Source organism: Prevotella lacticifex, from assembly GCF_019973375.1.
In the GTDB taxonomy this organism is placed as follows: Bacteria; Bacteroidota; Bacteroidia; order Bacteroidales; family Bacteroidaceae; genus Prevotella; species Prevotella lacticifex.
The window spans coordinates 1,778,661-1,804,056 of the sequence record NZ_BPTV01000001.1; the positions used below are offsets into that span (position 1 = coordinate 1,778,661).

The following is a 25,396-nucleotide window of genomic DNA, read 5'->3' on the forward strand; positions in this document are numbered from 1 at the left end:
AAAGGAGTTCTAATCTCGCGGATGGCTTCGCGCTTAGATGCTTTCAGCGCTTATCCTAAACCAGACTCAGATACCCGGCGGTGCACCTGGCGGCACAACCGGTAGACCGGAGGTCTGTCCGTCACGGTCCTCTCGTACTAGTGACGGCACCACTCAAAACTCCTGCGCCCACGATAGATAGAGACCGAACTGTCTCACGACGTTCTGAACCCAGCTCGCGTGCCACTTTAATTGGCGAACAGCCAAACCCTTGGGACCTTCTCCAGCCCCAGGATGTGACGAGCCGACATCGAGGTGCCAAACCACCCCGTCGATATGAGCTCTTGGGGGGGATCAGCCTGTTATCCCCGGAGTACCTTTTATCCTTTGAGCGACGGAGTTTCCATACACGTCCGCCGGATCACTATGCCCCAGTTTCCTGCCTGCTCGGGATGTCTCCCTCCCAGTCAAGCGCCCTTATGCCATTGCACTCTTTGAGGCCGGTTACCAATCGGCCCGAGGGCACCTTTGGAAGCCTCCGTTACACTTTTGGAGGCGACCACCCCAGTCAAACTACCCGCCAAGCAGTGTCCGCACTCACAGCGCGTTAGACCTCAGACAGCCAAAGGGCCGTATTTCAAGGATGGCTCCAAAACCACTGGCGTGGCTCCTTCATAGCCTCCGGCCTATCCTACACATCGGATGACCAAGGTCAGTGCTAAGCTGTAGTAAAGGTTCACGGGGTCTTTTCGTCCCATCGCGGGTAATCGGCATCTTCACCGATACTACAATTTCACTGAGCTCATGGTTGAGACAGCGTCCGGATCATTACACCATTCGTGCAGGTCGGAACTTACCCGACAAGGAATTTCGCTACCTTAGGACCGTTATAGTTACGGCCGCCGTTTACCGGGGCTTCAATTCAATGCTTCGTCCGTGCGGAGTGACATCTCCTCTTAACCTTCCGGCACCGGGCAGGTGTCAGGCTGTATACTTCATCTTTCGAGTTCGCACAGCCCTGTGTTTTTGTTAAACAGTTGCCTGGACCTATTCTCTGCGCCTCATATTGCTATGAGGACCCTTTATCCCGAAGTTACAGGGTCAGTTTGCCTAGTTCCTTAACCATGAATCTCTCAACGCCTCAGTATGTTCTACCCGACCACGTGTGTCCGTTTGCGGTACGGGTTGCGGCCAGATATGCTTAGCGGATTTTCCCGGCGGTCTGATTACCCGTGCTGTCAGGGACTTCCGGAGAAGTCCCCGTACTTTCGGCGTTCAGCTCGGAAAGTGGATTTGCCTGCTTCCCTCATTGCCTACGGCCTTCAACGCACAAATCCGTATGTGCGCGACGGTGTCACTACCGCGTCTCCACATCGCTCCGGCCGCAAGTCACGGAATATTAACCGTGTCTGCCATCTGCCTCACCGTTCGGCTTAGCATTAGGTCCCGACTGACCCCGGGCTGATTGGCATCGCCCGGGAAACCTCGGTCTTGCGGCGAGGGGGATTCTCACCCCCTTTATCGTTACTTATACCTACATTTGCTTTTCCATATCCTCCAGGATAAATCGCTTACACCATTCGACGGATATGGAATGCTCCCCTACCGATACTTTTATTGTTTACTATCCCGCGTCTTCGGCAACTGCCTTATACCCGATTATTATCCATGCCCGGACTCTCGACTAGTGAGCTGTTACGCACTCTTTGAATGAATGGCTGCTTCCAAGCCAACATCCTAGCTGTCACTGAGGCCAGACTTCGTTAGACTAACTCAGGCAGTATTCCGGGGCCTTAGACGGCGGTCAGGATTCTTCTCCTCTCGGGGACGGACCTTAGCACCCGCCCCCTTACTGCACCGATGCTGAGCGCAAGCATTCGGAGTTCGTCAGGACTTGACAGGCGGTGAAGCCCTCGCGTCCTATCGGTCGCTCTACCTCTCGCGCTAATCTCGGCACGCTGCACCTAAATGCATTTCGGGGAGTACGAGCTATCTCCAAGTTTGATTGGCCTTTCACTCCTACACTCACCTCATCGAGAAGCTTTTCAACGCTTATTCGTGCGGACCTCCATCCGGTGTTACCCGGACTTCATCCTGGGCAAGTGTAGATCACTTGGTTTCGCGTCTGCCCCATCCGACTCGTTCGCCCTCTTCAGGCTCGCCTTCACTGCGGCTAGGTGTCTTAGACACTTAACCTTGCCGGACATGGCAACTCGTAGGTTCATTATGCAAAAGGCACGCCGTCACATATTATCTATGCTCCGACCGCTTGTAGGCACATGGTTTCAGGAACTCTTTCACTCTCCTGCTCGGAGTGCTTTTCACCTTTCCCTCACGGTACTCGTTCACTATCGGTCTCACGCCAGTATTTAGCCTTGCCGGATGGTCCCGGCTGATTCGCGCAGGATTTCTCGTGCCCCGCGTTACTCAGGATACTGATAGGCCGCCGTCGGTTTCGCATAAGGGGCTCTCACCCGCTCTGGCCGGACTTTCCAGACCGTTCCGCTCACCTAAAACGTACCACAACTCAGTCCTACAACCCCGGGGGAGCGTTGCCACCCTCCCGGTTTAGGCTCTTCCCCGGTCGCTCGCCACTACTGGGGGAATCATTAATTTATTTTCTTTTCCTCCTGGTACTAAGATGTTTCAGTTCCCAGGGTTAGCTTCGATAGCCTGTGCTATCGATGAGCGGTCTTCTACCGCCCGGGTTGTCCCATTCGGAAATCCGCGGGTCAAAGGCTATTTGCGCCTCACCGCAGCTTATCGCAGCTTATCACGTCCTTCATCGCCTGCGTGAGCCAAGGCATCCACCATGCGCCCTTAATTACTTTCTTGTCGCTTTCATCTGTCATCCTTACGGACGGCAGAGTGAATGTAGCTCATACTTTCAGCTGTCTTGTCTATAGAAGTCATTTCCACGGGGTCCCGGTGTAACACCGACACCAATGGAACGATTTCCACAGAAATGAACATTGTTGATTGTTCTTTCTACAGTTTCGCTTGTATCAATATGTCAAAGATCTTCTGAGAACTTCAAATCTCTTTGCAGAAATTTTTATGATTCTCTACGTGGAGAATAACGGATTCGAACCGTTGACCCCCTGCTTGCAAAGCAGGTGCTCTAGCCAGCTGAGCTAATCCCCCGGAACATCAGTCATTACATATATAATGTATAAGACTTCAGCCTCTTAAAGGAGAAATTCGGATGTAGTCCCAGGCAGACTTGAACTGCCGACCTCCACATTATCAGTGTGGCGCTCTAACCAACTGAGCTATAGGACTGTTGTTCTACGACTCCGGGATGGCTCTGTCCAAGACCTGGGCATCAACAAAAAGCCCGGCTTCCTCTTTCTCGCTAATATCATAAAAAAGACAGAGGGTGAGAGGTACAAGAAGTAAGACCGGTTGCCTTAACTTATAAGATAACGTCTGTCGGACCAAACATAACGCTCCTCTCCAGAAAGGAGGTGTTCCAGCCGCACCTTCCGGTACGGCTACCTTGTTACGACTTAGCCCCAATTACCAGTTTTGCCCTAGGCCGTCCCTTGCGGTCACGGACTTCAGGCACCCCCGGCTTTCATGGCTTGACGGGCGGTGTGTACAAGGCCCGGGAACGTATTCACCGCGCCATGGCTGATGCGCGATTACTAGCGAATCCAGCTTCGTGGGGTCGGGTTGCAGACCCCAGTCCGAACTGTGGGGGGATTTAAGGATTTGGGCAAGCTTGCGCGCACCCCGCTCTCTGTGCCCCCCATTGTAACACGTGTGTAGCCCCGGACGTAAGGGCCGTGCTGATTTGACGTCATCCCCACCTTCCTCACACCTTGCGGTGGCAGTGTCTCCAGAGTGCCCAGCATAGCCTGATGGCAACTGAAGAGAGGGGTTGCGCTCGTTATGGCACTTAAGCCGACACCTCACGGCACGAGCTGACGACAACCATGCAGCACCTTCACTGAGGCCCCGAAGGGCATCACCATCTCTGGATCTTTCCTCAGCAATTCAAGCCCGGGTAAGGTTCCTCGCGTATCATCGAATTAAACCACATGTTCCTCCGCTTGTGCGGGCCCCCGTCAATTCCTTTGAGTTTCACCGTTGCCGGCGTACTCCCCAGGTGGGATGCTTAACGTTTTCACTTGGCCGCTTACGTTAGACGCAAACAGCGGGCATCCATCGTTTACCGCGCGGACTACCAGGGTATCTAATCCTGTTCGATACCCGCGCTTTCGAGCTTAAGCGTCAGTAACGCTCCCGTCAGCTGCCTTCGCAATCGGAGTTCTTCGTCATATCTAAGCATTTCACCGCTACACGACAAATTCCGCCAACGTTGCGCGCACTCAAGACCGTCAGTTCGCGCTGCAAGTCAGGCGTTGAGCGCCTACATTTCACAACACGCTTGACAGCCGGCCTGTGCTCCCTTTAAACCCAATAAATCCGGATAACGCCCGGACCTTCCGTATTACCGCGGCTGCTGGCACGGAATTAGCCGGTCCTTATTCGCGGGGTACCTGCAATGAATGACACGTCACTCACTTTATCCCCCCGTAAAAGCGGTTTACAACCCATAGGGCCTTCGTCCCGCACGCTACTTGGCTGGTTCAGGCTCTCGCCCATTGACCAATATTCCTCACTGCTGCCTCCCGTAGGAGTTTGGACCGTGTCTCAGTTCCAATGTGGGGGACCTTCCTCTCAGAACCCCTACTGATCGCGGGCTTGGTGGGCCGTTACCCCGCCAACAACCTAATCAGACGCATCCCCATCGCAAAGCGGTAAACCTTTACTGCAATTCAGATGTCCTCATCACAGCACATAGGGCATTAATCTTACTTTCGCAAGGCTGTGCCCTACTTTGCGGCAGGTTGGATACGCGTTACTCACCCATTCGCCGGTCGTCGCCCAGCAAAAGCAAGCTTTCGCTGTCGTTACCCCTCGACTTGCATGTGTTAAGCCTGTAGCTAGCGTTCATCCTGAGCCAGGATCAAACTCTCCATTGTATAATATCTTTATAGACCCTAAGGCCTACATTAGTCTGTCCGAGTCAGGAACGTTCGTTTTATTGAGATCCGATAACCTGTTATCTTTTTCAACTCATCCCTTCCAGTATATATAATAATGTATAGGCATCAGCCCGTGCACCATATAAATAATGTACAGGACAGAAATTGAACGGCTCGTTTCTTTTCTTGTACTACTCTCTGTCTCTTATGTAATCCTTTCAAAGAACTCTTTCTTTTTTTGGCGGCCCGTCCTCTTCCGAGTTGGCTGCCCGGCTTCCGTTGCGTCTCAAAAACTAAGTGTTATTGATTGTTTCCCGAAAAGCGAGTGCAAAGGTAGGGGTTTATTTTCATTCCCGCAAATGTTTTGAGAATTATTTTTTGAAAAACCCCTATTTTTGCACTATATTTGACTTATATCAAGTTTATTACTGAAATTCCTCTTCTATTCCATTAGTATCATCATTATCGCTTGACGCGCAGAAATCGAATCCCTTTGGAATGTCGAAAAGAGCCTTCGGATCGTAAGGCAATGTCTTATCAGCGTAGATCTGCTGCATATAATAAGCCCAAACTGGTAGTGCCATGGTTGCACCCTGTCCGAGGCTACCCGAGTCGAAATGAATATCGCGGTCCTCACCGCCGACCCAACATCCGCTGACGAGCTGCGGCACAACGCCCATAAACCATCCATCGGAGTTATTATTAGTTGTACCTGTCTTTCCGGCAATATCGCCATCGAGTCCATAACTGCGAATGCGCCCTGCTGTTCCTCCATTTACAACGGCCCTCAGCATATCAATCATCTGATAGGAATCTTCCTCACTGATAACCTCATTCATGAGCGGCTGGAACTGTGCTATGACATTTCCCCGGCTGTCCTCAATTCGCGTTACGAACATTGGCGCACATCTGATGCCGTGGTTGGCAAAAGCCGTATAAGCAGAAACCATCTCCCCCACCGACACCTCACATGGTCCGAGGCACAATACCGGTGTGGCATTCTTGTCGATATCCGGGTTGTTAAGTCCGAAATCGTGTAAGATATTGACAAACTGCGACGGTCCGAGCTGGTTGATGAGTGCCGCCGACACCCAGTTGTTCGAGTGTTGCAGACCCCACAGCAACGGTACCATAGCCCCATAGCGAGCGCGGCTACTGTTGCGTGGCATCCAGTTTCCGTATCGCCGTTGTATATTTTGGATTGTTGTGCATGGTGTCATTCCATTCTGCATGGCAAGAGCATAGAGGAACGGTTTTATGGTGGAACCCACCTGACGCCGTCCCATCATCACCATATCATATTTGAAATGATCGAAGTCTATTCCGCCCACATAAGCCTTAACGGCTCCTGTCTTTGAATCCATGCTACAGAAGGCAGCCCTCAGGAAGCTCTTATAATATAGTATGGAATCGATAGGTGTCATAGTAGTGTCAATGTCACCATGATACGAGAACAGCGTCATCTCAACCGGAGTGCGGAAGGAACGCCTTATCTCATCGATTGAGGCTCCCTGCTCTTTAAGAGTCAGATAGCGTGTCGTCTGCCGTATGGTCCTGTTGAGGATATCCTTAATCTGTTGATGTGACAGCGATGACGAGAACGGTGCATTCTTCTTGTACTGCATATTCAGGTTGAACTGTTCCTGCAGATAACCGCCAACATACTTTCTGACAGCATTTTCGGCATACTTCTGCATTCTCGTGTCGATAGTCGTGAAGATACGCAGTCCGTCAGTATATATATTATATGGATCGCCATTCCGCTTGAAATTCTTGTTGCACCATCCATAGAGCGGGTCTTGCGCCCATGCTATGGAGTCGATAGTAAACTGGCGCATATTCCATGACGGATAGTCGTCGCGCGATGGTTCCTTGGCCATCATATACTGTCGCAAGAACTCGCGGAAGTAAGCAGCAGAGCCGTCGACGGCCTTAGCCGTGAACAGATGTTCCGGAACGTCGAGTGGTTTTGCCGAATAATCCTCATATTCTGCCTGCGTCAGATATCCCGATTTTCTCATCTGCTGCAGAACGACATTCCGCCGCTGCAAGCATCTTTCCGGATGTCTGTGAGGATTGAACATTGACGGATTCTTACACATACCGACCAATGTAGCGGCCTCGGTCACGGTGAGATTGCGAGGCTCCTTATTAAAATATGTATTAGCTGCATGCTTGATACCCACTGCATTGTTGAGGAAGTCGAAATAGTTGAAGTACATAGCTATTATCTCCTCTTTCGTGAAGTGGCGCTCAAGCTTTATGGCTATAACCCACTCGATAGGTTTCTGCAATAAACGCTCGATAGTATTATGGGCCTTTTCAGAGTACAACTGCTTTGCCAGCTGCTGTGTGATAGTCGATCCACCTCCGGCGCTGGCATGTCCCATGATTCCGCGCTTGATTATGGCTCGTCCCAAGGCAATGAAATCAATTCCCGAATGCTCATAGAAGCGCTCATCCTCGGTAGCCACAAGGGCGTGGACCAAATGGGGCGACAGATTATTATAGTCGACGGCCACGCGGTTAGCCTTGTCGAGGTTCCAGGTGCCTATAAGTTTACCGTCGGATGAATATACTTGTGAGGCATACTTGTCAATAGGATTAGCCAAGTCGTCCATATCGGGCATATAACCTATCCACCCGAACCATACAGCAATGAAGAACACTGCTGAGAAAAGCAAGATGGAAACGAGAGCTCCCCAAAGAAAGTGCACAAATGTTCTACGCATATATCGTTTAATGTAAATTATGTGCAAAGATAATGCAATCGGCCGACATGACAAAAGAAATATTGATTTTCTTTTCTTCCGCCAATCATGAGCAGCAAGCAATAAAAAGCAGAAAAATTTGGCTTATAGAGGGAAAAATATTATTTTTGCACAACAAAAACAATTAAAACCTATGGATATATTTCCACAATTAATATCAAAATTAACAAACATTGCCGAGCAGAGCGTCAAGGCTACCATCGCGCTTCTTGATGAGGGGTGCACCATTCCGTTCATCTCGCGCTACAGAAAGGAGCGCACCGGCAATCTCAACGAGATACAGATAGCTCAGATAGCTGACCAATATGAGCGGCTGAAAGAGATTCAGAAACGTAAGGACACCATAATAAAATCAATCAGCGACCAGGACAAGCTCACCCCGGAGCTGGAGAAAAGGATAAAGAGCGTCTGGAACCTCACCGAGCTGGAAGATATCTACCTTCCTTTCAAGCCCAAGCGTCACACCCGCGCCGAGATTGCCCGACAGAAAGGCCTCGAGCCGCTGGCCACCATCATCCTGCTTCAGCGTGAGCAGCATCCGGAGCAGGCTGCAGCCCGCTTTGTCACTGATGATGTCAGCAGTGTGAGTGATGCCATTGACGGTGCCAAGGACATCATAGCAGAGCAGATTTCGGAGAACGAGCAGGCCCGCAACACTATCCGCGCGGAATACCGCCGCAACGCTGTCATAACTTCAAAGGTTGTGAAGAAGAGGGCCGACGATGAAGATGCTCTGAAATTCCAAAGCTATTTCGACTTCTCCAAGCCCTTGAAACGCGTATCGTCACATCAGCTGCTTGCTATGCGCCGCGGCGAGTCGGCAGGAGTGCTGAGGATAAAGATTTCGTCCGACGACGAGGAATGCGTCTACCGGCTTAAGCGGCAGTTCGTCAGAGGTCATGGACCATGCCAGAAAATTGTCGGTGAGGCCACCGAAGATGCATTCAAGCGGCTGATAGCACCTTCGATAGAGAACGAATTTGCCGTCAGCAGCAAAGAAGTTGCCGACGAGGAGGCCATAAACGTCTTTGAGGACAATCTCCGTCAGCTTCTGCTCTCCCCGCCCTTGGGTCAGAAGCGCACCATGGCCATCGACCCCGGCTATGCCAACGGATGCAAGATAGCGTGTCTCGACGCTCAGGGCAACCTCATCCACCACGAGATTATCTACCCCCATCCGCCCAAGCGTTACTATGCCCAGGCCACGATATCCCTCATGCGCATGGTTCACGACTACAAGATTGAGGCCATCTCGATAGGCAACGGCACTGCCAGCCGCGAGACTCAAGATTTCGTCAATGATGCCCTCAGCGAGTACAAGCGCCAATATAATAATGTGGAAGCCCCTGCCGTATATGTCGTTTCGGAGGATGGAGCGAGCATTTACTCTGCCTCTCAGACCGCCCGCGATGAGTTTCCCGATGAGGATGTGACCACCCGAGGAGCCGTGAGCATCGGCCGCCGGCTCATGGACCCTCTTGCCGAGCTCGTAAAGATAGACCCCAAGAGTCTGGGCATAGGCCAATATCAGCACGATGTCGACCAGAAGGAGCTCAAGCACCGACTCGACATGACTGTGGAGAGCTGCGTCAACCAGGTAGGTGTCGACCTCAACACGGCCTCGCCCCACCTCCTGAGATATGTCAGCGGTCTCGGTCCGCAGTTGGCCAAGAATATTGTAGAGTACCGCAGAGAGCACGGAGCATTCACCTCCAGAGCCCAGTTGCGCAAGGTACCTCGCCTTGGCTCAGTGGCTTACGAGCAGTGTGCAGGCTTCCTCAGAATCCATGGGGCTGCCAATCCGCTCGACGACTCGGCCGTCCACCCCGAAAGCTATCATGTCGTGGAGGCTATGGCTCACGACAATGGCTGTACCGTGGCAGAGCTCATTAAAGACAAGGGCATGCAGAAGAAGATTGACATCAAGCGGTATGTTACAAAAGATACCGGCATCCCTACCCTGACCGACATCATGCAAGAGCTTGACAAACCCGGGCGCGACCCGCGTGGGGTGATGGAAGAGTTCAGTTTCGACAAAAATGTCCACACAATCGAGGACCTCACCGAGGGAATGGAGCTGCCCGGAATAGTCACAAACATCACTAATTTCGGTGCTTTTGTCGACATTGGAGTACATCAGGACGGACTCGTCCACATCTCGCAGATAGCGGATAAATTTGTCAGCAACCCCGCCGACGTTGTGCATCTGCACCAGCACGTGAGAGTCAGGGTTATAGAAGTCGACGAACGACGCCACCGCATTAGTCTGTCGATGAAAGGCGTAGCACAGAAATAATAATTAACAACGACAATATCATCATGAATAGAAGAAAGCTTATCATGCTCGTAGTGGCATTGACCGCAGTCTTAGCTATGCCACTATCGGCTCAGACACTGGAAAAGAACAAGCTGAACCTTACCAAGGAAGCCCCTGCCGGAATGGGTGAAGTATATTCGTTGGGCGATTCGCTGTTTGCCGACGCCAATGACATCAACCGCTCGTCAAGGTTTATCCTCTACAAGAAGGCCGACATGGAGTACCGACACAATGCTCTTTACGGCAAATTCGACGGTCAACTGATTGAGGACTACGCCAAGTTCCCCGGCAATTTCAAGGACTGGGTAAGCCAGAATATCGTATACCCCAAGAAAGCCATCAAGAAACGCATCCAGGGAGTTGTCTCGATAGCATGCCTCATCGACCCAACAGGCCATGCCATCAATCCGCAGTTTGTCAACCAACCGAACGAACTCATTGCTAAGGAGGCTATGCGATTGCTCGGCATAATGCCGGCATGGAAGCCAGCTCACTTCAACGAGCGTAATGGTTATATGTCGTGCATACTCGATTTCTGGTTCCAATTGCCAGAAATAAAGAAGTAATTATCAGATATTCGGATACTTATCTGATATTGATTAAATAAAACATCAAAGCCTTTCCGAATCGTGTTTATGACCCGGAAAGGCTTTTCCTGACTTCGTCAATGCGTCACCCAAAATTATAGCGCATAGCTGATGCGATTGATGTTCATAAGTAAGTACGATGGCAGGAAAGCGCATTCTCTTCTGAAAAAAAACAAATAAAACCACTTGCGCTTGCAAGGGCTTCGCCCATTGTTTCTTCTCCGTCACCGACTTGCTCCGAAGCAAGCTTCGGCAAGCCGGCGATGGAGAAGAAACAGCCTTCGTGCCTCAGGCTTGCAATCGCAAGTAAAACCGACAAAACCGCTGATGCCGCAAATCTACACGAGCCTTGGAATTAGGTTGGGTTTATAGCCACCCGAACCAACCAATAAACGATGGTCGTTTGCAGGTGCGGGTACGCATGGTTAGGGGTCGTCTAAGAAATAATGGATTCGGTCTTAATAGCGAACGGACGGCCACAAGAGCAGCCCCTGCAAAGGAATCATTAACGCACGCCCGATATACAAGAACAACGGGCATAAACGTTGCTCATTTGTAGGGTGCGGATAGGCAGGGCTTGAGCCGTCCGGTCGGTCGTAAGACCGAATCTATGTCGCGTTAGTCTGTTTTGAAGGTTTTCCTTTGTGTCAGCACCAAGATCCGACGGAGGAGGATCTGCCATTTGGGGTTTGAGGGCGGTGAGAGGCCCAGCCTCTCACAAGCACTCAAACCCCAAATGGCAAAGGGCGAAAGCTCTTGGCACTGACAACAGGGTTTTATTGGTTTTGGTCTTAATTTATGATTGTCTCTTTAACCGTTCTTCGTTCAAGGGGGTTACACTGCCAATGCGTCACCCAAAATCATCATTGATAAACTATAATGAGCTGATAATCAGAATAGAAATTTATGTTTTATTGAAAAGTGATGAATTTAGGCGAATCGTGTTTATAACTCGGAAAGGCTTTTTATATTGCTATAGCAGAATGCGAAACATATTGACAAAGTATCTTCTCATATTCGCGTAGCGGCAACCGTAACAACATGTGGACTGAAATAACCAATTTTTGAGACAGAAGTAAGTTCCTGTTTATCAAACTGTTGTAATTTATTTACAAATCAATAAGTCCCATTTTGCCATTATTTACGCTCATAAACGAGGCCTTATTGCATTCTGAAACAGTCCATTTGGCATTGCGAAACGGTATGTTTTGCAATGCGAAACAGTCTTTATCGCAAATCTAACCCATATTCGTCAGTTTTTACTACCATATAAAGCCTTTCGCAGTCTCTATCTCATCACTTTTTGAGAACAGTTTTTTAGGCAAATAATATTTACAAATAAACGATACAGATCCGAAGACGTGATGCTGGAACCAGTATCTCTACATCAAATCGTAAGCAACAGAATACATCATGAAGGCTACGATGGCAGAGTTCTTGTGGTTGAAAAATGTTTCGGGAAGAGGCAAACATGATAAAACGGAATGCTATTCACGATGAGGAGAGAAACTGGAAACTATGCTAAGCAACTGTCTGTAAACCGATTCCACGGTGCTGTTAATTTCTTCCGTGATAGCGCACATTATGCTTCTCGTCGGCATGGAACGCAACATTGATTGTAGGACGGTCCATACGTATAGGATGAGCGGTGAGCCCCGGCGTGCTCATCCATCCGGCAATGTTGTCCACCCATTTGGCAGCAGCGGCCATCGTGGGATGATTGCCGTCGATGCGGGCGCAGACAGTATGGCTACTGTCGAAGAAACGGTTCTCACCTACCCGTTCGCGAATAATATCAACGATGCGGCGGTCGCGGAATCCACGACGCGGTAGCGGACCTATCCATACGAAGGGTATATTGCCAAACTTGCGAATAATATCGTCAACCCATCGCACTCGTTTCTCGTAGTTGTAATAGCCTAAGTCGTTGTAGCCCAAGCTAAGAATGATAAATGTCGGATGCACCCGCTCTATCTGATACTCAAGATCTCGTGTTGTTGCCCAATGCATGGTGTTGCTTCCATACCATATCACGGCGTGAAACTCATCTCCATTCTCGGCAGCATAATCGACGAAACGGCTGCCAAGTCCATCGAGCATAGAATCGCCGATGAGCAGAATTGTCTGGTGAGCGGTGTCGACACCGGTGCCATTCCATGACGAAGAAGTATAGAAATCGTCGTCTGTTCCAAGCCCGCGACCAATGTCGATAAGCTTTGGGGCGGAGCCATTGTTATGGTCGGCTTTTGCTCTCGGAGGCAACGTGTCGGGCTTCAAGGTCGACATGTGGTCAGTCCAATTGCTGTCCTGGGCACTTACCGAACCGGTGAGTGCCAACAATAGGTACAATATGACTATCTTGATTGTATTCACTTGATTTTCAGCGTGCAAAGGTACAAAAAAATATTCAGTCCACCTAAGACAGCCCTAAAAAAGAAAAGCCCCGACATCACGCCGGGGCTAATTCCATCAGATTTTTGAATGTTTCAGCAGTTTGAGTCTTATGTAGTTAATTGTTATTCGGAAATCATTTCTTTGTTCAAACGATTGCAAAGGTAGTTATTTAATTGATATAAATCAAAACTAATGGCAAATAATTTTGAAATAACTACGTAAACGTTTACAATTTTTAGGTATCGGACATTTAATAAATTATAAACGCAGGACTTTCTAAAAGCTTAAAAACAATAACTCATATTTTTTTTATAACTTTGCAGAGATTATATAATAATAGATTTTTAACACATGAAGGAATTTGTAATTTCCGAAGCTAAAGCTGAAACCGCGGTTCTCGTGGGCCTTATCACTCCCAACCAGAATGAGGCCAAGACGAAAGAGTATCTCGACGAGCTCGAGTTTCTCGCCGACACTGCCGGAGCAGTCACCGTCAAGCGGTTCACCCAGCGCGTGGGTGGTCCGAATATGACCTCCTATGTCGGAAAAGGCAAGCTTGAGGAAATAAAGGAATACATAAAGCAGAAAGACGACGAGGACGACCCTATTGGTATGGTCATCTTCGACGATGAGCTGTCGGCTCAGCAGTTACGCAACATCGAGAAGGAGCTGCAGGTGAAGATTCTCGACCGCACATCGCTCATTCTCGATATCTTTGCCATGCGCGCTCAGACGGCCAATGCCAAGACGCAAGTAGAGTTGGCGCAGTACCGATACATGCTTCCCCGGCTTCAGCGTCTGTGGACTCACCTTGAGCGTCAGGGAGGTGGCTCCGGTTCGGGTGGCGGCAAAGGCTCTGTGGGACTGCGAGGTCCTGGTGAGACCCAGCTCGAGATGGACCGCCGAATAATCCTTCAGCGTATGAGCCTGCTGAAGAAACGCCTGGCCGAGATTGACAAACAGAAATCGACACAGCGCAAGAACCGCGGACGACTCATCCGTGTGGCACTTGTAGGCTATACTAACGTAGGAAAATCGACGATAATGAACCTGTTGGCAAAGAGCGAGGTCTTCGCCGAGAACAAACTGTTCGCCACTCTCGACACTACTGTGAGAAAGGTGGTGATAAGGAATCTGCCGTTCCTGTTGGCCGATACCGTAGGGTTCATTCGTAAATTACCCACTGATCTCGTCGATTCTTTCAAGTCAACCCTCGATGAGGTGAGGGAAGCCGACATGCTCGTTCACGTTGTCGACATCTCGCATCCCGACTTTGAGGAGCAGATACAAGTTGTAAATCAGACACTTAAAGAGTTGGGAGCGTCGGACAAACCGACGATGATCGTCTTCAACAAGATTGACAACTACCATTGGGTCGACAAGGATCCCGACGACCTCACGCCCCCGACTAAAGAGAATATCACCCTCGACGAGTTAAAACACACATGGATTGCGCGTGCCAACGAGGACTGCATATTCATATCGGCAAAGCAAAAGGAGAATATTGACGAGTTGAAGAACATCTTATATAATAAGGTGCGTGAGCTACACGTGCAGAAATACCCATACAACGACTTCCTCTATCCTGAATTATAAAATCGGATTATAAGCCGTCGAACCATAAAATAACCGACAACAATGAGCGAAATATCGTCTTACCCAAATCAAAATCCGGAGGATAATTCCTTCGGAGTGAACACGACAGAGATTAACTACCGGCATCTGACGCCTGAAGAGACGGCCACACTCGAGAGCAACGGCTGCAAGGCTGAGGACTGGAACGGAGTGATGGTGAGCGCCGAAGGATTCGACCCGAAATTCATTCATCGGGTCAGTTTTTACGGCAATGTCCTATTAGGAGCTACACGGAAGAGCATTGAGATAACGAAAGGATTTTTCTGTCATTCGGGTATCGACGATGCTACGCTAAGGAATGTCACCGTCGGTAACGACTGTCTAATCAAGCACATAGGCAACTACATCAACGACTATACCATCGGTGATGAATGCTATATAGCCAACGTAGCCACCGTGGAGACCACAGAAGGAGCCAGCTACGGCAACGGCAATGTCATATCGGTGCTCGACGAGGCCGGCAATGGCAACATCATGGTCTTCCGCGACCTCAACAGTCAGTTAGCAGCATTTATGGTCCGCCATTCCGATGATGCCGACCTGCGGCACGCTGTCATCCGCCTCATCAACGAGGAGGTCGTCCGCACGCAGCCCGACCGCGGATGCATTGGCAGCAATGTGAAGATTGTCAACACGGTAGAGATAGTAAATTCGGTGATAGAAGACGGATGTGAGATAAGTGGAGCTACTCGGCTCAGCGACTGTACGATAAAAAGCAACCGCAACTCAAGCGTTTTCATTGGTTCTAACACCATTATCGAGAACTCAATAGTTGCCGACGGATCGTCGATAACCGACGGTGCACGGCTTCAGGACTGTTTTGTGGGTGAGGCCTGTCAGCTGACAAGCGGATTCACGGCAAGCCAAAGCGTATTCTTTGCCAACACATTCATGTCGAACGGAGAAGCGTGTGCCGCTTTCTGCGGGCCGTTCTGCGCCTCACATCATAAGAGTTCGCTGCTCATCGGGGGCGAATATTCATTCTATAACGCGGGCTCGGCAACGAATTTCTCAAACCACGCTTACAAAATGGGGCCAATCCACTGGGGCACCTTGGAGCGCGGCTCGAAGACGGCAAGTGGCACGCATCTGCTGTGGCCGGCACAGATTGGCGCATTCACGGTGGTAATGGGAAAACTTGCAGGGCACCCCAACACCAAGGGACTGCCTTTCTCATATATCATTGGGGAGAACGGAAGCACATGGCTCGTTCCAGGCCACAACATCGTAACAGTAGGATTATACCGCGACATAAAGAAATGGCCTCAGCGCGATATGCGCTCCGAGGACAACCAGAAGAGTATCATCGACTTCGACTGGCTGTCGCCGATGACCGTTGGCGAGATTCTCCGGGGCAAGAAAATTCTTGAAAACATCGTGAAAGTCAATGGTGATGATGTCGCCGAATACCACTACCACGGCATGTGCATAAAAGCATCATCGCTGAAGCACGGTCTCCACTACTACGATTTGGCACTGAAGATGTTCATGGGCGAAGTGATGGAAAAGGCCAAGAAGAACGGATTCGACGGTAAACCCACATGGCAGACGGGGCTCGGCAGATGGGAAGACCTCGCCGGACAGCTGCTGCCATTGGCTGAGGAGCAACGGCTTAGCGACGATATCAAGGAAGGCAACATCGAGACTATCGACGATGTAATTGACCGTTTCAAGGAGATAGAAGCCAACTATTCGCGATATGAATGGGCTTGGGCCTACAGAATGATTTTAGAGTACTATGGAATAAAATCCATTACCGAGGACGATGAAAAACGGATAGATGCCGACAGCAGCGCAGCCCACGCTGAATGGCTTGCCGCAATAAAGGCCGATGCTGAGAAGGAATTCCGACTCGGCGACGTACCGAGGGATACTCTTGACGGCTTCTTAGCCAAGATTCCGAGTCAGGAGGAGTAATCAGACTACCGGAAATCATAAAAGATAAAATCAACAAAAACAACGAATAGAACAAGAGAACAATGAACCTGCCGAAAAAATCGCTCATTATTGCCCTGTTGCTGACGGTGACCGCAACGGCTCTGGCACAGACTTTCAAATACGAAACCGTGGCCAACGACCCTATTGGAGCACGCATTTACACTCTCGATAACGGCTTGAAGATTTACCTCAGCCGCAACACCGAAAAGCCAAGAATACAGACATATATCGCCGTTAGAACGGGATCACGCAACGATCCGCACGAGACTACCGGACTTGCGCACTACCTTGAGCACCTCATGTTCAAGGGAACAACACATTTCGGTACGTCGAACCTTAAAGCAGAGCAGCCTCTGCTCGACTCCATCGAGCACAGATTTGAGGTTTACCGCACCATAAAGGACCCCGCTGCACGTAAGGCTTACTATCAGCAAATAGATTCGATATCGCAATTGGCAGCCAAATATAATATACCGAACGAATACGACAAAATGATGTCGGCAATAGGTTCCGAAGGCTCCAACGCGTATACATCCAACGATGTTACCTGCTATGAGGAGAATATCCCATCGAACGAGATTGACACATGGGCCAAAGTGCAGGGCGACAGATTCCAGAATATGGTCATCCGCGGATTCCACACCGAGTTGGAGGCTGTCTACGAGGAGTACAATATTAATATGGCATCCGACGGAACAAAGACATACACCGCTTTCCTTAAAAAGCTCTGTCCCTCACATCCTTACGGCACTCAATCGACAATTGGTACCCAGGAGCATCTCAAGAATCCGTCGATAACCAACATCAAAAACTACTTCCACAAATATTACGAGCCGAATAATATCGCAATATGTATGTCGGGCGACTTGGATTACGACAAGACCGTGGCCACAATCAATAAATATTTCGGTTCATGGAAGGGCTATGGAGCCATTGACGTGCCGCAATACGCACCACAACCGGTATTTACTACGCCTCAGGACACTACCGTCATAGGACAAGAATCGGAACGTCTGATGATGGGATGGCGGTTCGACCGCGGCAATACTCTGCAGGGCGACACCCTCGATATAATCAATAATATGCTCTGGAACGGCAATGCCGGGCTCTTCGATCTCGACCTTATCCAGAAGATGAAGATTCAGGATGTGCGCACGTACTTTGAGCCCATGCACGATTATTCGTTCTACCTCATAATGGCGATGCCTAAAGAAGGTCAGACCCTTGACAACGTCAGGCATCTGATACTCAACGATATAGACAAGCTAAAGAAAGGCGATTTCGACGAAAAGCTCATCAAAGCGGTCATGAACAATTACAAACGCCACTACTATGAGCAACTTGACCACAACGACTTCCGCGCCGATGCTTTCGTCAATGCTTTCATCAACGAAATCGACTGGCGGCAGCAAGTGAACAAGATCGCGCGTATGGAGAAGATAACGAAAAGCGACATCGTTGCCTTCGCCAACCGGTATTTTACCGACGGCTATGCCTGTGTATTCAAGATTCAGGGCAATGACACCACGCTGAAGAAGGTGGAGAAGCCCCATATAACCCCCATTCCGACAAATAACGACAAGCACAGCGAATTTCTCGAGGCTGTTGTCAGTGCCAAGCCTACACCGATCCAGCCATCGTTTGTTGACTTCAAGAAGGACCTGACGGCATCAACAACGGGCAAGGGCTTGCCAATAGTATACAAGCAGAATACCGACAACGACCTCTTCACCCTATCTTTCCGTATTCCGTTCGGAGCCGAAAGCAATCCGCTTATAAGCTATGCCGCCGGCTATCTCAACTATCTCGGTACCAGCAAGATGACGGCAGAGGAGATAAAACAGCAGTTCTACGAGCTCGCTTGCGACTACTACATCAGTGAGGATGTCGACGAAACGACCATAACTCTTACGGGTCTCAACTCCAATATGCCCCAGGCACTGAGGCTCCTGAACGACTTAATGATGAACGCCAAGCCGGACAAGGATGCATATACAAAGTATTTGGGACAGATAATGAAAAGCCGCGCCGATTCGAAATCTGACCAGGACGAAAACTTCAACAGGCTGGAGAGCTATGCCGTTTACGGATCTTACAACCCCATGAGGAGCATACCATCGGAAGAAACGCTGAAAAATACAGATTCACAGTCGCTTCTCGACTTGATAAAGAGTCTGCCAAACTACAAGCAGACAGTGCTTTACTACGGACCATCGACATTAAATGATGTGAGCGCGCTTATCGGAAAGACAGTTAAAACGCCAAAGCATTTCGCGCCGATGCCCGCAGCCAAGCCTTTCAAGCGGGAAACAACAGATAAGAAAGAGGTACTTCTTGCACCCTACGACGCACCAAACATCTACATGGTTCAATACTTCAACGAGCAGCACCCGTTCTCCATCAGCCGTCTGCCGATAGTCGCCCTCTTCAACCAATACTTCGGTTCGGGCATGAATGCCATAGTCTTTCAGGAGCTACGTGAGGCCCGCGGATTGGCTTATTCGGCCGGAGCGAGATATTATACCCCCACAAAACTCAGCGACAGCGAGCATTTCATGACATTCATTATATGCCAGAGCGACAAAATGATGGACTGCATTACAGAGTTCAACAGTCTGCTGAACAACACACCAGAGCGTGAGGCTGGATTCAATCTCGCCAAACAGAGTCTCCAAAAGTCGCTGGCCTCGGCCCGCACTACCAAGTTTGCAGTTCTTGAGCGGTACATGGAAGCCAAGAAATTAGGCATTGACGTCGACACACGAAAAATCGTCTACGATGCCCTACCATCGATGCAGCTCAGTGATGTCATCAAATTCGCCAAGGAGAACATTGCCGACAAGACATATAAATACGTCATTCTCGGCAAAGAAGAGAATCTCGACATGAAGAGCTTGCAGAAGATTGCACCTATAACGAAACTGTCGACAGAGGACATCTTCGGATATTAGTCATCAGTTTTCATGAAGTGAGACACCCGACAGATACTATATTCTCTCGATAGCTGTCACGGAATAAAGACATAATTTCAATAGAATATTATTATAACACCATAAAATCAAAGACAATGAGTAACAAAGTTGAATTCAAGTATGCGCCCATGTTCCAGACCGGAAAGGACGATACCGAGTACCGCCTTATCTCAAAGGAAGGTGTCAGCGTCGGTAATTTTGAAGGCAAGGAAATCCTGAAGGTCTCTAAGGAGGCACTTACTCTTCTGGCCCAGCAGGCTTTCCACGACTGTGAGTTCATGCTCCGCCGTGCCCACAACAAGCAGGTAGCCGCTATCCTCAAGGACCCCGAAGCATCAGAGAACGACAAGTATGTGGCCCTCCAGTTCCTCCGCAATGCCGAGACTGCCGTCAAAGGCATCCTCCCCTTCTGCCAGGATACCGGTACAGCTATTATCCACGGTGAGAAAGGACAGCAAGTCTGGACAGGATTCGATGACGAGGAGGCTCTGTCGTTAGGCGTGTTCAACACCTACACACAGGACAACCTGCGCTACTCGCAGAACGCTCCGCTGAACATGTATGACGAGGTGAACACTCGCTGCAACCTTCCTGCCCAGATTGACATCGAGGCTACAGAGGGGGCTGAGTATCGTTTCGTCATGGTGGCCAAGGGTGGCGGCTCTGCCAACAAGACATATTTCTACCCCATGACGAAGGCAACAATCCAAAACGAAGGCACACTTCTTCCTTTCCTCGTCGAGAAAATGAAGAGTCTGGGAACAGCTGCTTGTCCTCCATACCACATCTGCTTCGTCATCGGAGGCACCTCTGCCGAGAAGAACCTGCTCACCGTGAAACTCGGAAGCATTAAATACTACGACAATCTGCCTACCACAGGCGACGAGACCGGACGCGCTTTCCGCGACCTCGACCTTGAGGCCAAGTTGCTCGAAGAGGCACACAAGATTGGACTCGGCGCACAGTTCGGAGGCAAGTATTTGGCGCACGACATCCGCGTCATCCGCTTGCCACGCCACGGAGCCAGCTGTCCGATAGGAATGGGAGTAAGCTGCTCGGCCGACAGAAACATCAAGGCAAAGATAAACAAGGACGGAATATGGGTCGAGAAGATGGACGATAACCCCGGCGAGCTTATCCCAGAGGAATACAGAAAGCCGGGAGAAGGCGGCAAAGGCATCGTCATTGACCTCGACAAAGGCATTGATGCCGTCCGTGCTGAGCTCACCAAATATCCGGTTTCAACACGCGTCAGCCTTAACGGAACTATCATCGTGGCTCGCGACATTGCCCACGCAAAGCTGAAGGCACGTCTCGATGCCGGCGAGGACCTGCCGCAGTACTTCAAGGATCATCCTATACTCTATGCAGGACCGGCCAAGACTCCGGAGGGATATCCTTGCGGTTCTATGGGTCCGACAACGGCAAACCGCATGGATCCATACGTTGACGAATTCCAGGACCACGGAGGCTCACTCGTAATGATTGCCAAGGGCAACCGCACGCAGGTCGTCACCGACGCTTGCAAGAAACATGGAGGCTTCTACCTCGGTACCATCGGAGGCATAGCAGCAGTCCTTTCGAAAGAGTGCATAACAAGCATCGAATGTGTCGAATATCCCGAACTCGGTATGGAGGCAATATGGAAGATTACTGTCAAGGACTTCCCTGCCTTCATCCTCGTCGACGATAAGGGCCACGACTTCTTCAAGGAGCTCAAGCCATGGGCCCCATGCTCCTCATGCAAGGAATAAAGAACTGATAGAATATTAGCAGCAAGCCGCGCGCCACGACTCGAAAAGAGTCCGGTGTACGGCTTGTTTGTTATTTCATCATACAATATTTTGACATTATCAAGAAGCACAGATTGGTAAGAGAATGCCGTCAATAGTATGTAAAAGTAATTCATAATGCGTCACATTCCGCTCCATCTTTGTATAGCGTTGATAATCAACGAGTTACTAATACATATCATTTGACAATGCAAAACGGTCCGTTTTAGGACGCAAAACGGTCCGTTTCGCAAGCTGAAATGGACCGTTTCGCAAGCCGAAATGATACGTTTCAGAATGATGTAAATATATTTCAGCATCGGCTTATTTTCGCTTTGCCCTTTTCAAACCATAAGAAGGATTACGGAAAGGCAGTGCTGTAGATTAATCTCTGCGTCCAAAGAATTCCCGCGAAAAGACGGAGATTATGCAATAAATCATGCCATGTCAGTCGGAAATTTGACTAAAGAGCTGTAGTCCATGGCCTGATTTTATTAACCTGTTGCACTGTTCTGGCACCTTCTAAATACTTCTTATGCAAAAAACTCAATCTTAATCTTTGGACTTTTCAAGAAAAGCAGTACCTTTGCAAATGCTTTTAAAAGAAATAATTTACATATAATGAAGATATCTTACAAGTGGCTTAAGGAATACGTCGATTTCGACCTCACACCTCAAGAGACAGCGGACGCGCTGACATCAACAGGACTTGAAGTTGACTCTTTAGACGAAGTAGAAACTATCCGCGGTGGACTCAAAGGGCTTTTCGTTGGAAAAGTCCTTACATGTGAGCCCCACCCTAATTCAGACCATCTGCATGTTACAACTGTAGACCTGGGCAAAGGCGAACCACAGCAAATCGTTTGCGGTGCTCCCAATGTAGCAGCAGGACAGAAAGTCATCGTTGCCGACCTTGGCTGCGTGCTCTACGACGGCGATAAGGAATTCACTATCAAGAAGTCACGTCTGCGCGGTGTCGACTCCTTCGGCATGATTTGCGCTGAGGACGAGATAGGTGTCGGCACCGATCACGCGGGAATCATCGTTCTCCCCGACGACGCTCCGGTGGGACAGCCTGCCGCTGAATACTATCATCTCGAAAGCGACTGGGTGATCGACATCGACATCACAGCCAACCGCGCCGATGCGCTCAGCCACTATGGCGTAGCACGCGACCTCAACGCTTGGCTCATGCGCCACGGCAAACCATCTACATTGCACCGTCCCGACTGCTCAAAGTTCCACGTCGACAATCATGACATGCCCATTGACGTGACCATTGAGAACACAGATGCTTGCCGTCGCTATGCTTGTCTGAGCATCAAGGACTGCGAGGTGAAGGAAAGCCCGCAGTGGCTGAAAGACAAGCTGAACGTCATCGGATTGCGCCCAATAAACAACATTGTTGACATAACGAACTACATTATGATGGCTTATGGACAGCCAATGCATTGTTTCGATGCCGACATGGTTACGGGTCATCACATCATTGTCAAGGACAAGAACGAGGGAAAGAAATTTGTTACGCTCGACGGCGTAGAGCACACCCTCGGCCAGCACGACCTCGCAATATGCAACGAGGAAGAGCCGATGTGCATAGCAGGAGTATTCGGAGGTAAAGGATCCGGCACATACGAAACTACAAAGAACGTCGTGCTCGAAAGTGCCTACTTCCATCCCACATGGATAAGAAAGAGCGCACGGCGCCACGGACTGTCAACCGATGCAAGCTTCCGTTTCGAGCGCGGTGTCGATCCTAACGGAACCATCTACGCCCTGAAACAAGCCGCAATCCTCTGTCAGGAACTTGCAGGAGGAAAAGTATCGATGGAGATTCGTGATGAGTATCCAACAAAGATGAACGACTTCCCCGTTCGACTGAACTACGAGTATTGCGACCGGCTCATTGGCAAGCAACTCGGCCATGATACAATAAAAGCCATTGCCGAAAGCCTTGAAATGAAAATTACGAAAGAGGACGAGGAAGGCATCGATCTGCTTGTTCCGGCCTACCGTGTCGACGTTCAGCGTCCATGCGACGTGGTGGAGGATATTCTCCGTATCTACGGATATAATAATGTGGAGATACCTTCTGAGCTGAAGTCATCGTTGACCATTGCAGGTGATGCCGACAAGGACTATAAGCGTGAGAATATCGTCAGCGAACAGCTTGTTGGCGAGGGATTTAACGAGATTCTCAACAATTCACTCACTAAGACATCATACTACGAGAAAAACGAACTCAACAAGTACACATGGGACAAGACCGTGAAGGTAATGAACCCATTATCAGCCGACCTTGGTGTCATGCGCCAGACGCTCCTCTTCGGAGGACTCGAGAGCATCGTCCGCAATATCAACCGCAAGGCCAAGAATCTCAAGTTCTTCGAGGTTGGCAACTGCTATTGGTTCAATGCTGAGAAACATACCCCCGAATCGCCTATCAAGGCTTACGCCCAAGACTATCACATGGCTCTGTGGGTGACAGGAAAGCGCGTTGAGGGATCATGGGCACATGCCGACGAGGACTCATCGTTCTACGAGCTGAAAGCCTATGTCGACAATATCTTCCGTCGTGTTGGTATAACAAGGGAAATGCTTGTTGAGGAACCGTCCGACAACAACATCTTCGACAAGGCACTGACTATCGAAAACCACGGTGGCAAGACAATAGCAGAGCTCGGTATCGTAAACCACAAGATTCTAAAGGATTTCGATATCGACCAGCATGTATTCTACGCCGACATCGACTGGCAGGCACTCATGAAGATGTCGCACAAGATAAAGCTCGAATTTAAGGAATTAAGCAAATATCCTGCCGTCAGCCGCGACCTCGCACTGCTCATCGACGACAACGTGAAGTTCGCCGACATCGAGAAGATAGCGCGACAGACCGAGAAGAAACTCCTCAAGCGGGTAGAGCTCTTCGATGTCTACACAGGCAAGAATCTCCCTGCCGGAAAGAAGAGCTACGCGGTCAACTTCATTCTTCAGGACGAGAATAAGACCCTCAACGACAAGGCCATAGACGCCATCATGAAGAAACTGATACATCAGCTCACCACAAAACTCGGAGCTGAGCTGCGCTGATTGGCTACAAGAGAATATTTATAAACAAAATAATAATTCATCAATAAAAACAAAGTCGCACTCAAACTATTCCTGCCCACAGCGGAGGGATAGTCTGACAAGACTTGCAGAAGCCTATTTTTATGGGAAGAGCATTTGAATATCGTAAAGCTACGAAGCTGAAGAGATGGGGACACATGGCCCGCACATTCACAAAGTTAGGTAAGGAAATATCCATCGCCGTGAAGGCCGGTGGTCCTGAACCAGAGAACAACCCGCGTCTGCGTGCTATCATCGCTACCTGCAAACGCGAGAATATGCCTAAGGACAACATCCAGCGCGCTATCAAAAACGCAATGGGTAAAGACCAGAGCGAGTACAAGGAGGTTCCTTACGAGGGCTATGGACCGCACGGGATTGCCATTTTTGTTGACACGCTTACCGACAACACCACACGAACAGTGGCTGATGTCCGCTCAGTATTCAACAAGTTCAACGGCAACCTCGGCACACAGGGCTCGTTGAGTTTCCTCTTCGACCACAAGTGCGTGTTCACTTTCAAGAAAAAAGCCGATACAGACATGGATGAACTCATCCTCGACCTTATCGACTACGGAGTGGACGACGAGTTCGACGAAGAAGTCAACGAGGATACCGGCGACGACGAAATCACCATCTACGGTGATCCTAAGAGTTTCGGCGACATTCAGAAATTCCTCGAGGACAAGGGATTCGAGATTGAGTCGGCTGAGTTCACACGCATTCCTACCGACCTCAAGGATGTCACACCTGAGCAGCGCGAGACTATCGACAAGATGGTCGAGAAACTCGAGGATTTCGATGATGTGCAGAATGTCTACACCAACATGAAACCTGCAGAAGAATAAACACCCACTAAGCAAAAAGGAGCCTCAATATTGAGACTCCTTTTTTATATTCTTTCGGTATTCCAAAGAGTTTATGTAACT

Annotated in this window: 10 protein-coding genes, 2 tRNA genes and 2 rRNA genes; 8 read left to right on the top strand and 6 right to left on the bottom strand. The window is 49.6% G+C overall.

All coding sequences use genetic code 11. The features are described from left to right. The 5 genes from LDN30_RS07010 to LDN30_RS07030 form a co-directional block, all read right to left on the bottom strand. Nucleotides 1–2,806, bottom strand: a 23S ribosomal RNA gene (locus LDN30_RS07010). A 243-nt stretch (nucleotides 2,807–3,049) separates the two neighbouring features. After that, nucleotides 3,050–3,123 (bottom strand) — tRNA-Ala (locus tag LDN30_RS07015). A gap of 64 nt (nucleotides 3,124–3,187) precedes the next feature. Further along, nucleotides 3,188–3,261, bottom strand: a tRNA-Ile gene (locus tag LDN30_RS07020). Nucleotides 3,262–3,439: 178 nt separating this feature from the next. Then, nucleotides 3,440–4,970, bottom strand: a 16S ribosomal RNA gene (locus tag LDN30_RS07025). Together the 16S and 23S rRNA genes with 2 tRNA genes alongside form the textbook arrangement of a ribosomal RNA operon. A 428-nt stretch (nucleotides 4,971–5,398) precedes the next feature. After that, entirely contained in the window at nucleotides 5,399–7,705 is a 2,307-nt protein-coding gene (locus LDN30_RS07030; RefSeq protein WP_223926030.1) for a transglycosylase domain-containing protein, read from the bottom strand. Between the two features lie 172 nt (nucleotides 7,706–7,877). Between LDN30_RS07030 and LDN30_RS07035 the strand changes: the two genes are divergently transcribed. Together LDN30_RS07035 and LDN30_RS07040 are read left to right on the top strand one after the other, a co-directional pair. Continuing rightward, the gene (locus LDN30_RS07035) at nucleotides 7,878–10,040 is read left to right on the top strand and encodes a Tex family protein (protein ID WP_223926031.1); all 2,163 of its coding nucleotides are present in this window, start codon (nucleotides 7,878–7,880) and stop codon (nucleotides 10,038–10,040) included. Between the two features lie 23 nt (nucleotides 10,041–10,063). Continuing rightward, complete coding sequence (locus tag LDN30_RS07040) at nucleotides 10,064–10,627, top strand: energy transducer TonB (RefSeq protein ID WP_223926032.1); 564 nt, start codon at nucleotides 10,064–10,066, stop codon at nucleotides 10,625–10,627. 1,578 nt (nucleotides 10,628–12,205) lie between these two features. Here LDN30_RS07040 and LDN30_RS07045 read toward each other — a convergent pair. After that, nucleotides 12,206–13,021, bottom strand: coding sequence for an SGNH/GDSL hydrolase family protein (locus tag LDN30_RS07045; protein WP_223926033.1), 816 nt, complete (start codon nucleotides 13,019–13,021; stop codon nucleotides 12,206–12,208). Between the two features lie 372 nt (nucleotides 13,022–13,393). On the opposite strand from LDN30_RS07045, the gene hflX reads away from it, so the two are divergent. The 6 genes from hflX (at nucleotide 13,394) to LDN30_RS07075 (ending at nucleotide 25,315) form a co-directional block, all read left to right on the top strand. Next, the gene (gene hflX / locus LDN30_RS07050; protein WP_223926034.1) at nucleotides 13,394–14,638 is read left to right on the top strand and encodes a GTPase HflX; all 1,245 of its coding nucleotides are present in this window, start codon (nucleotides 13,394–13,396) and stop codon (nucleotides 14,636–14,638) included. A 111-nt stretch (nucleotides 14,639–14,749) separates the two neighbouring features. After that, entirely contained in the window at nucleotides 14,750–16,594 is a 1,845-nt protein-coding gene (locus LDN30_RS07055) for a DUF4954 family protein (RefSeq protein WP_223926948.1), read from the top strand. A gap of 62 nt (nucleotides 16,595–16,656) precedes the next feature. Then, nucleotides 16,657–19,566: a M16 family metallopeptidase gene (locus LDN30_RS07060; protein WP_223926035.1), complete on the top strand. Its 2,910-nt coding sequence runs from the start codon at nucleotides 16,657–16,659 to the stop codon at nucleotides 19,564–19,566. A 116-nt stretch (nucleotides 19,567–19,682) separates the two neighbouring features. Beyond that, nucleotides 19,683–21,341, top strand: a complete 1,659-nt coding sequence (locus tag LDN30_RS07065; protein WP_223929088.1) for a fumarate hydratase — start codon at nucleotides 19,683–19,685, stop codon at nucleotides 21,339–21,341. Between the two features lie 639 nt (nucleotides 21,342–21,980). After that, nucleotides 21,981–24,449: a phenylalanine--tRNA ligase subunit beta gene (gene pheT / locus LDN30_RS07070; RefSeq protein WP_223929089.1), complete on the top strand. Its 2,469-nt coding sequence runs from the start codon at nucleotides 21,981–21,983 to the stop codon at nucleotides 24,447–24,449. 122 nt (nucleotides 24,450–24,571) lie between these two features. Further along, complete coding sequence (locus LDN30_RS07075; protein WP_223926038.1) at nucleotides 24,572–25,315, top strand: YebC/PmpR family DNA-binding transcriptional regulator; 744 nt, start codon at nucleotides 24,572–24,574, stop codon at nucleotides 25,313–25,315. The last annotated feature ends 81 nt before the right edge of the window (nucleotides 25,316–25,396 follow it).

Excerpts from the sequence above, each read along its gene's own strand:
- LDN30_RS07035 (WP_223926031.1), top strand. The coding sequence starts at position 7,878 with ATGGATATATTTCCACAATTAATATCAAAATTAACAAACATTGCCGAG.
- LDN30_RS07040 (WP_223926032.1), top strand. The coding sequence starts at position 10,064 with ATGAATAGAAGAAAGCTTATCATGCTCGTAGTGGCATTGACCGCAGTC.
- LDN30_RS07075 (WP_223926038.1), top strand. The coding sequence starts at position 24,572 with ATGGGAAGAGCATTTGAATATCGTAAAGCTACGAAGCTGAAGAGATGG.
- LDN30_RS07060 (WP_223926035.1), top strand. The coding sequence starts at position 16,657 with ATGAACCTGCCGAAAAAATCGCTCATTATTGCCCTGTTGCTGACGGTG.
- hflX (WP_223926034.1), top strand. The coding sequence starts at position 13,394 with ATGAAGGAATTTGTAATTTCCGAAGCTAAAGCTGAAACCGCGGTTCTC.
- LDN30_RS07065 (WP_223929088.1), top strand. The coding sequence starts at position 19,683 with ATGAGTAACAAAGTTGAATTCAAGTATGCGCCCATGTTCCAGACCGGA.
- pheT (WP_223929089.1), top strand. The coding sequence starts at position 21,981 with ATGAAGATATCTTACAAGTGGCTTAAGGAATACGTCGATTTCGACCTC.
- LDN30_RS07030 (WP_223926030.1), bottom strand. The coding sequence starts at position 7,705 with ATGCGTAGAACATTTGTGCACTTTCTTTGGGGAGCTCTCGTTTCCATC.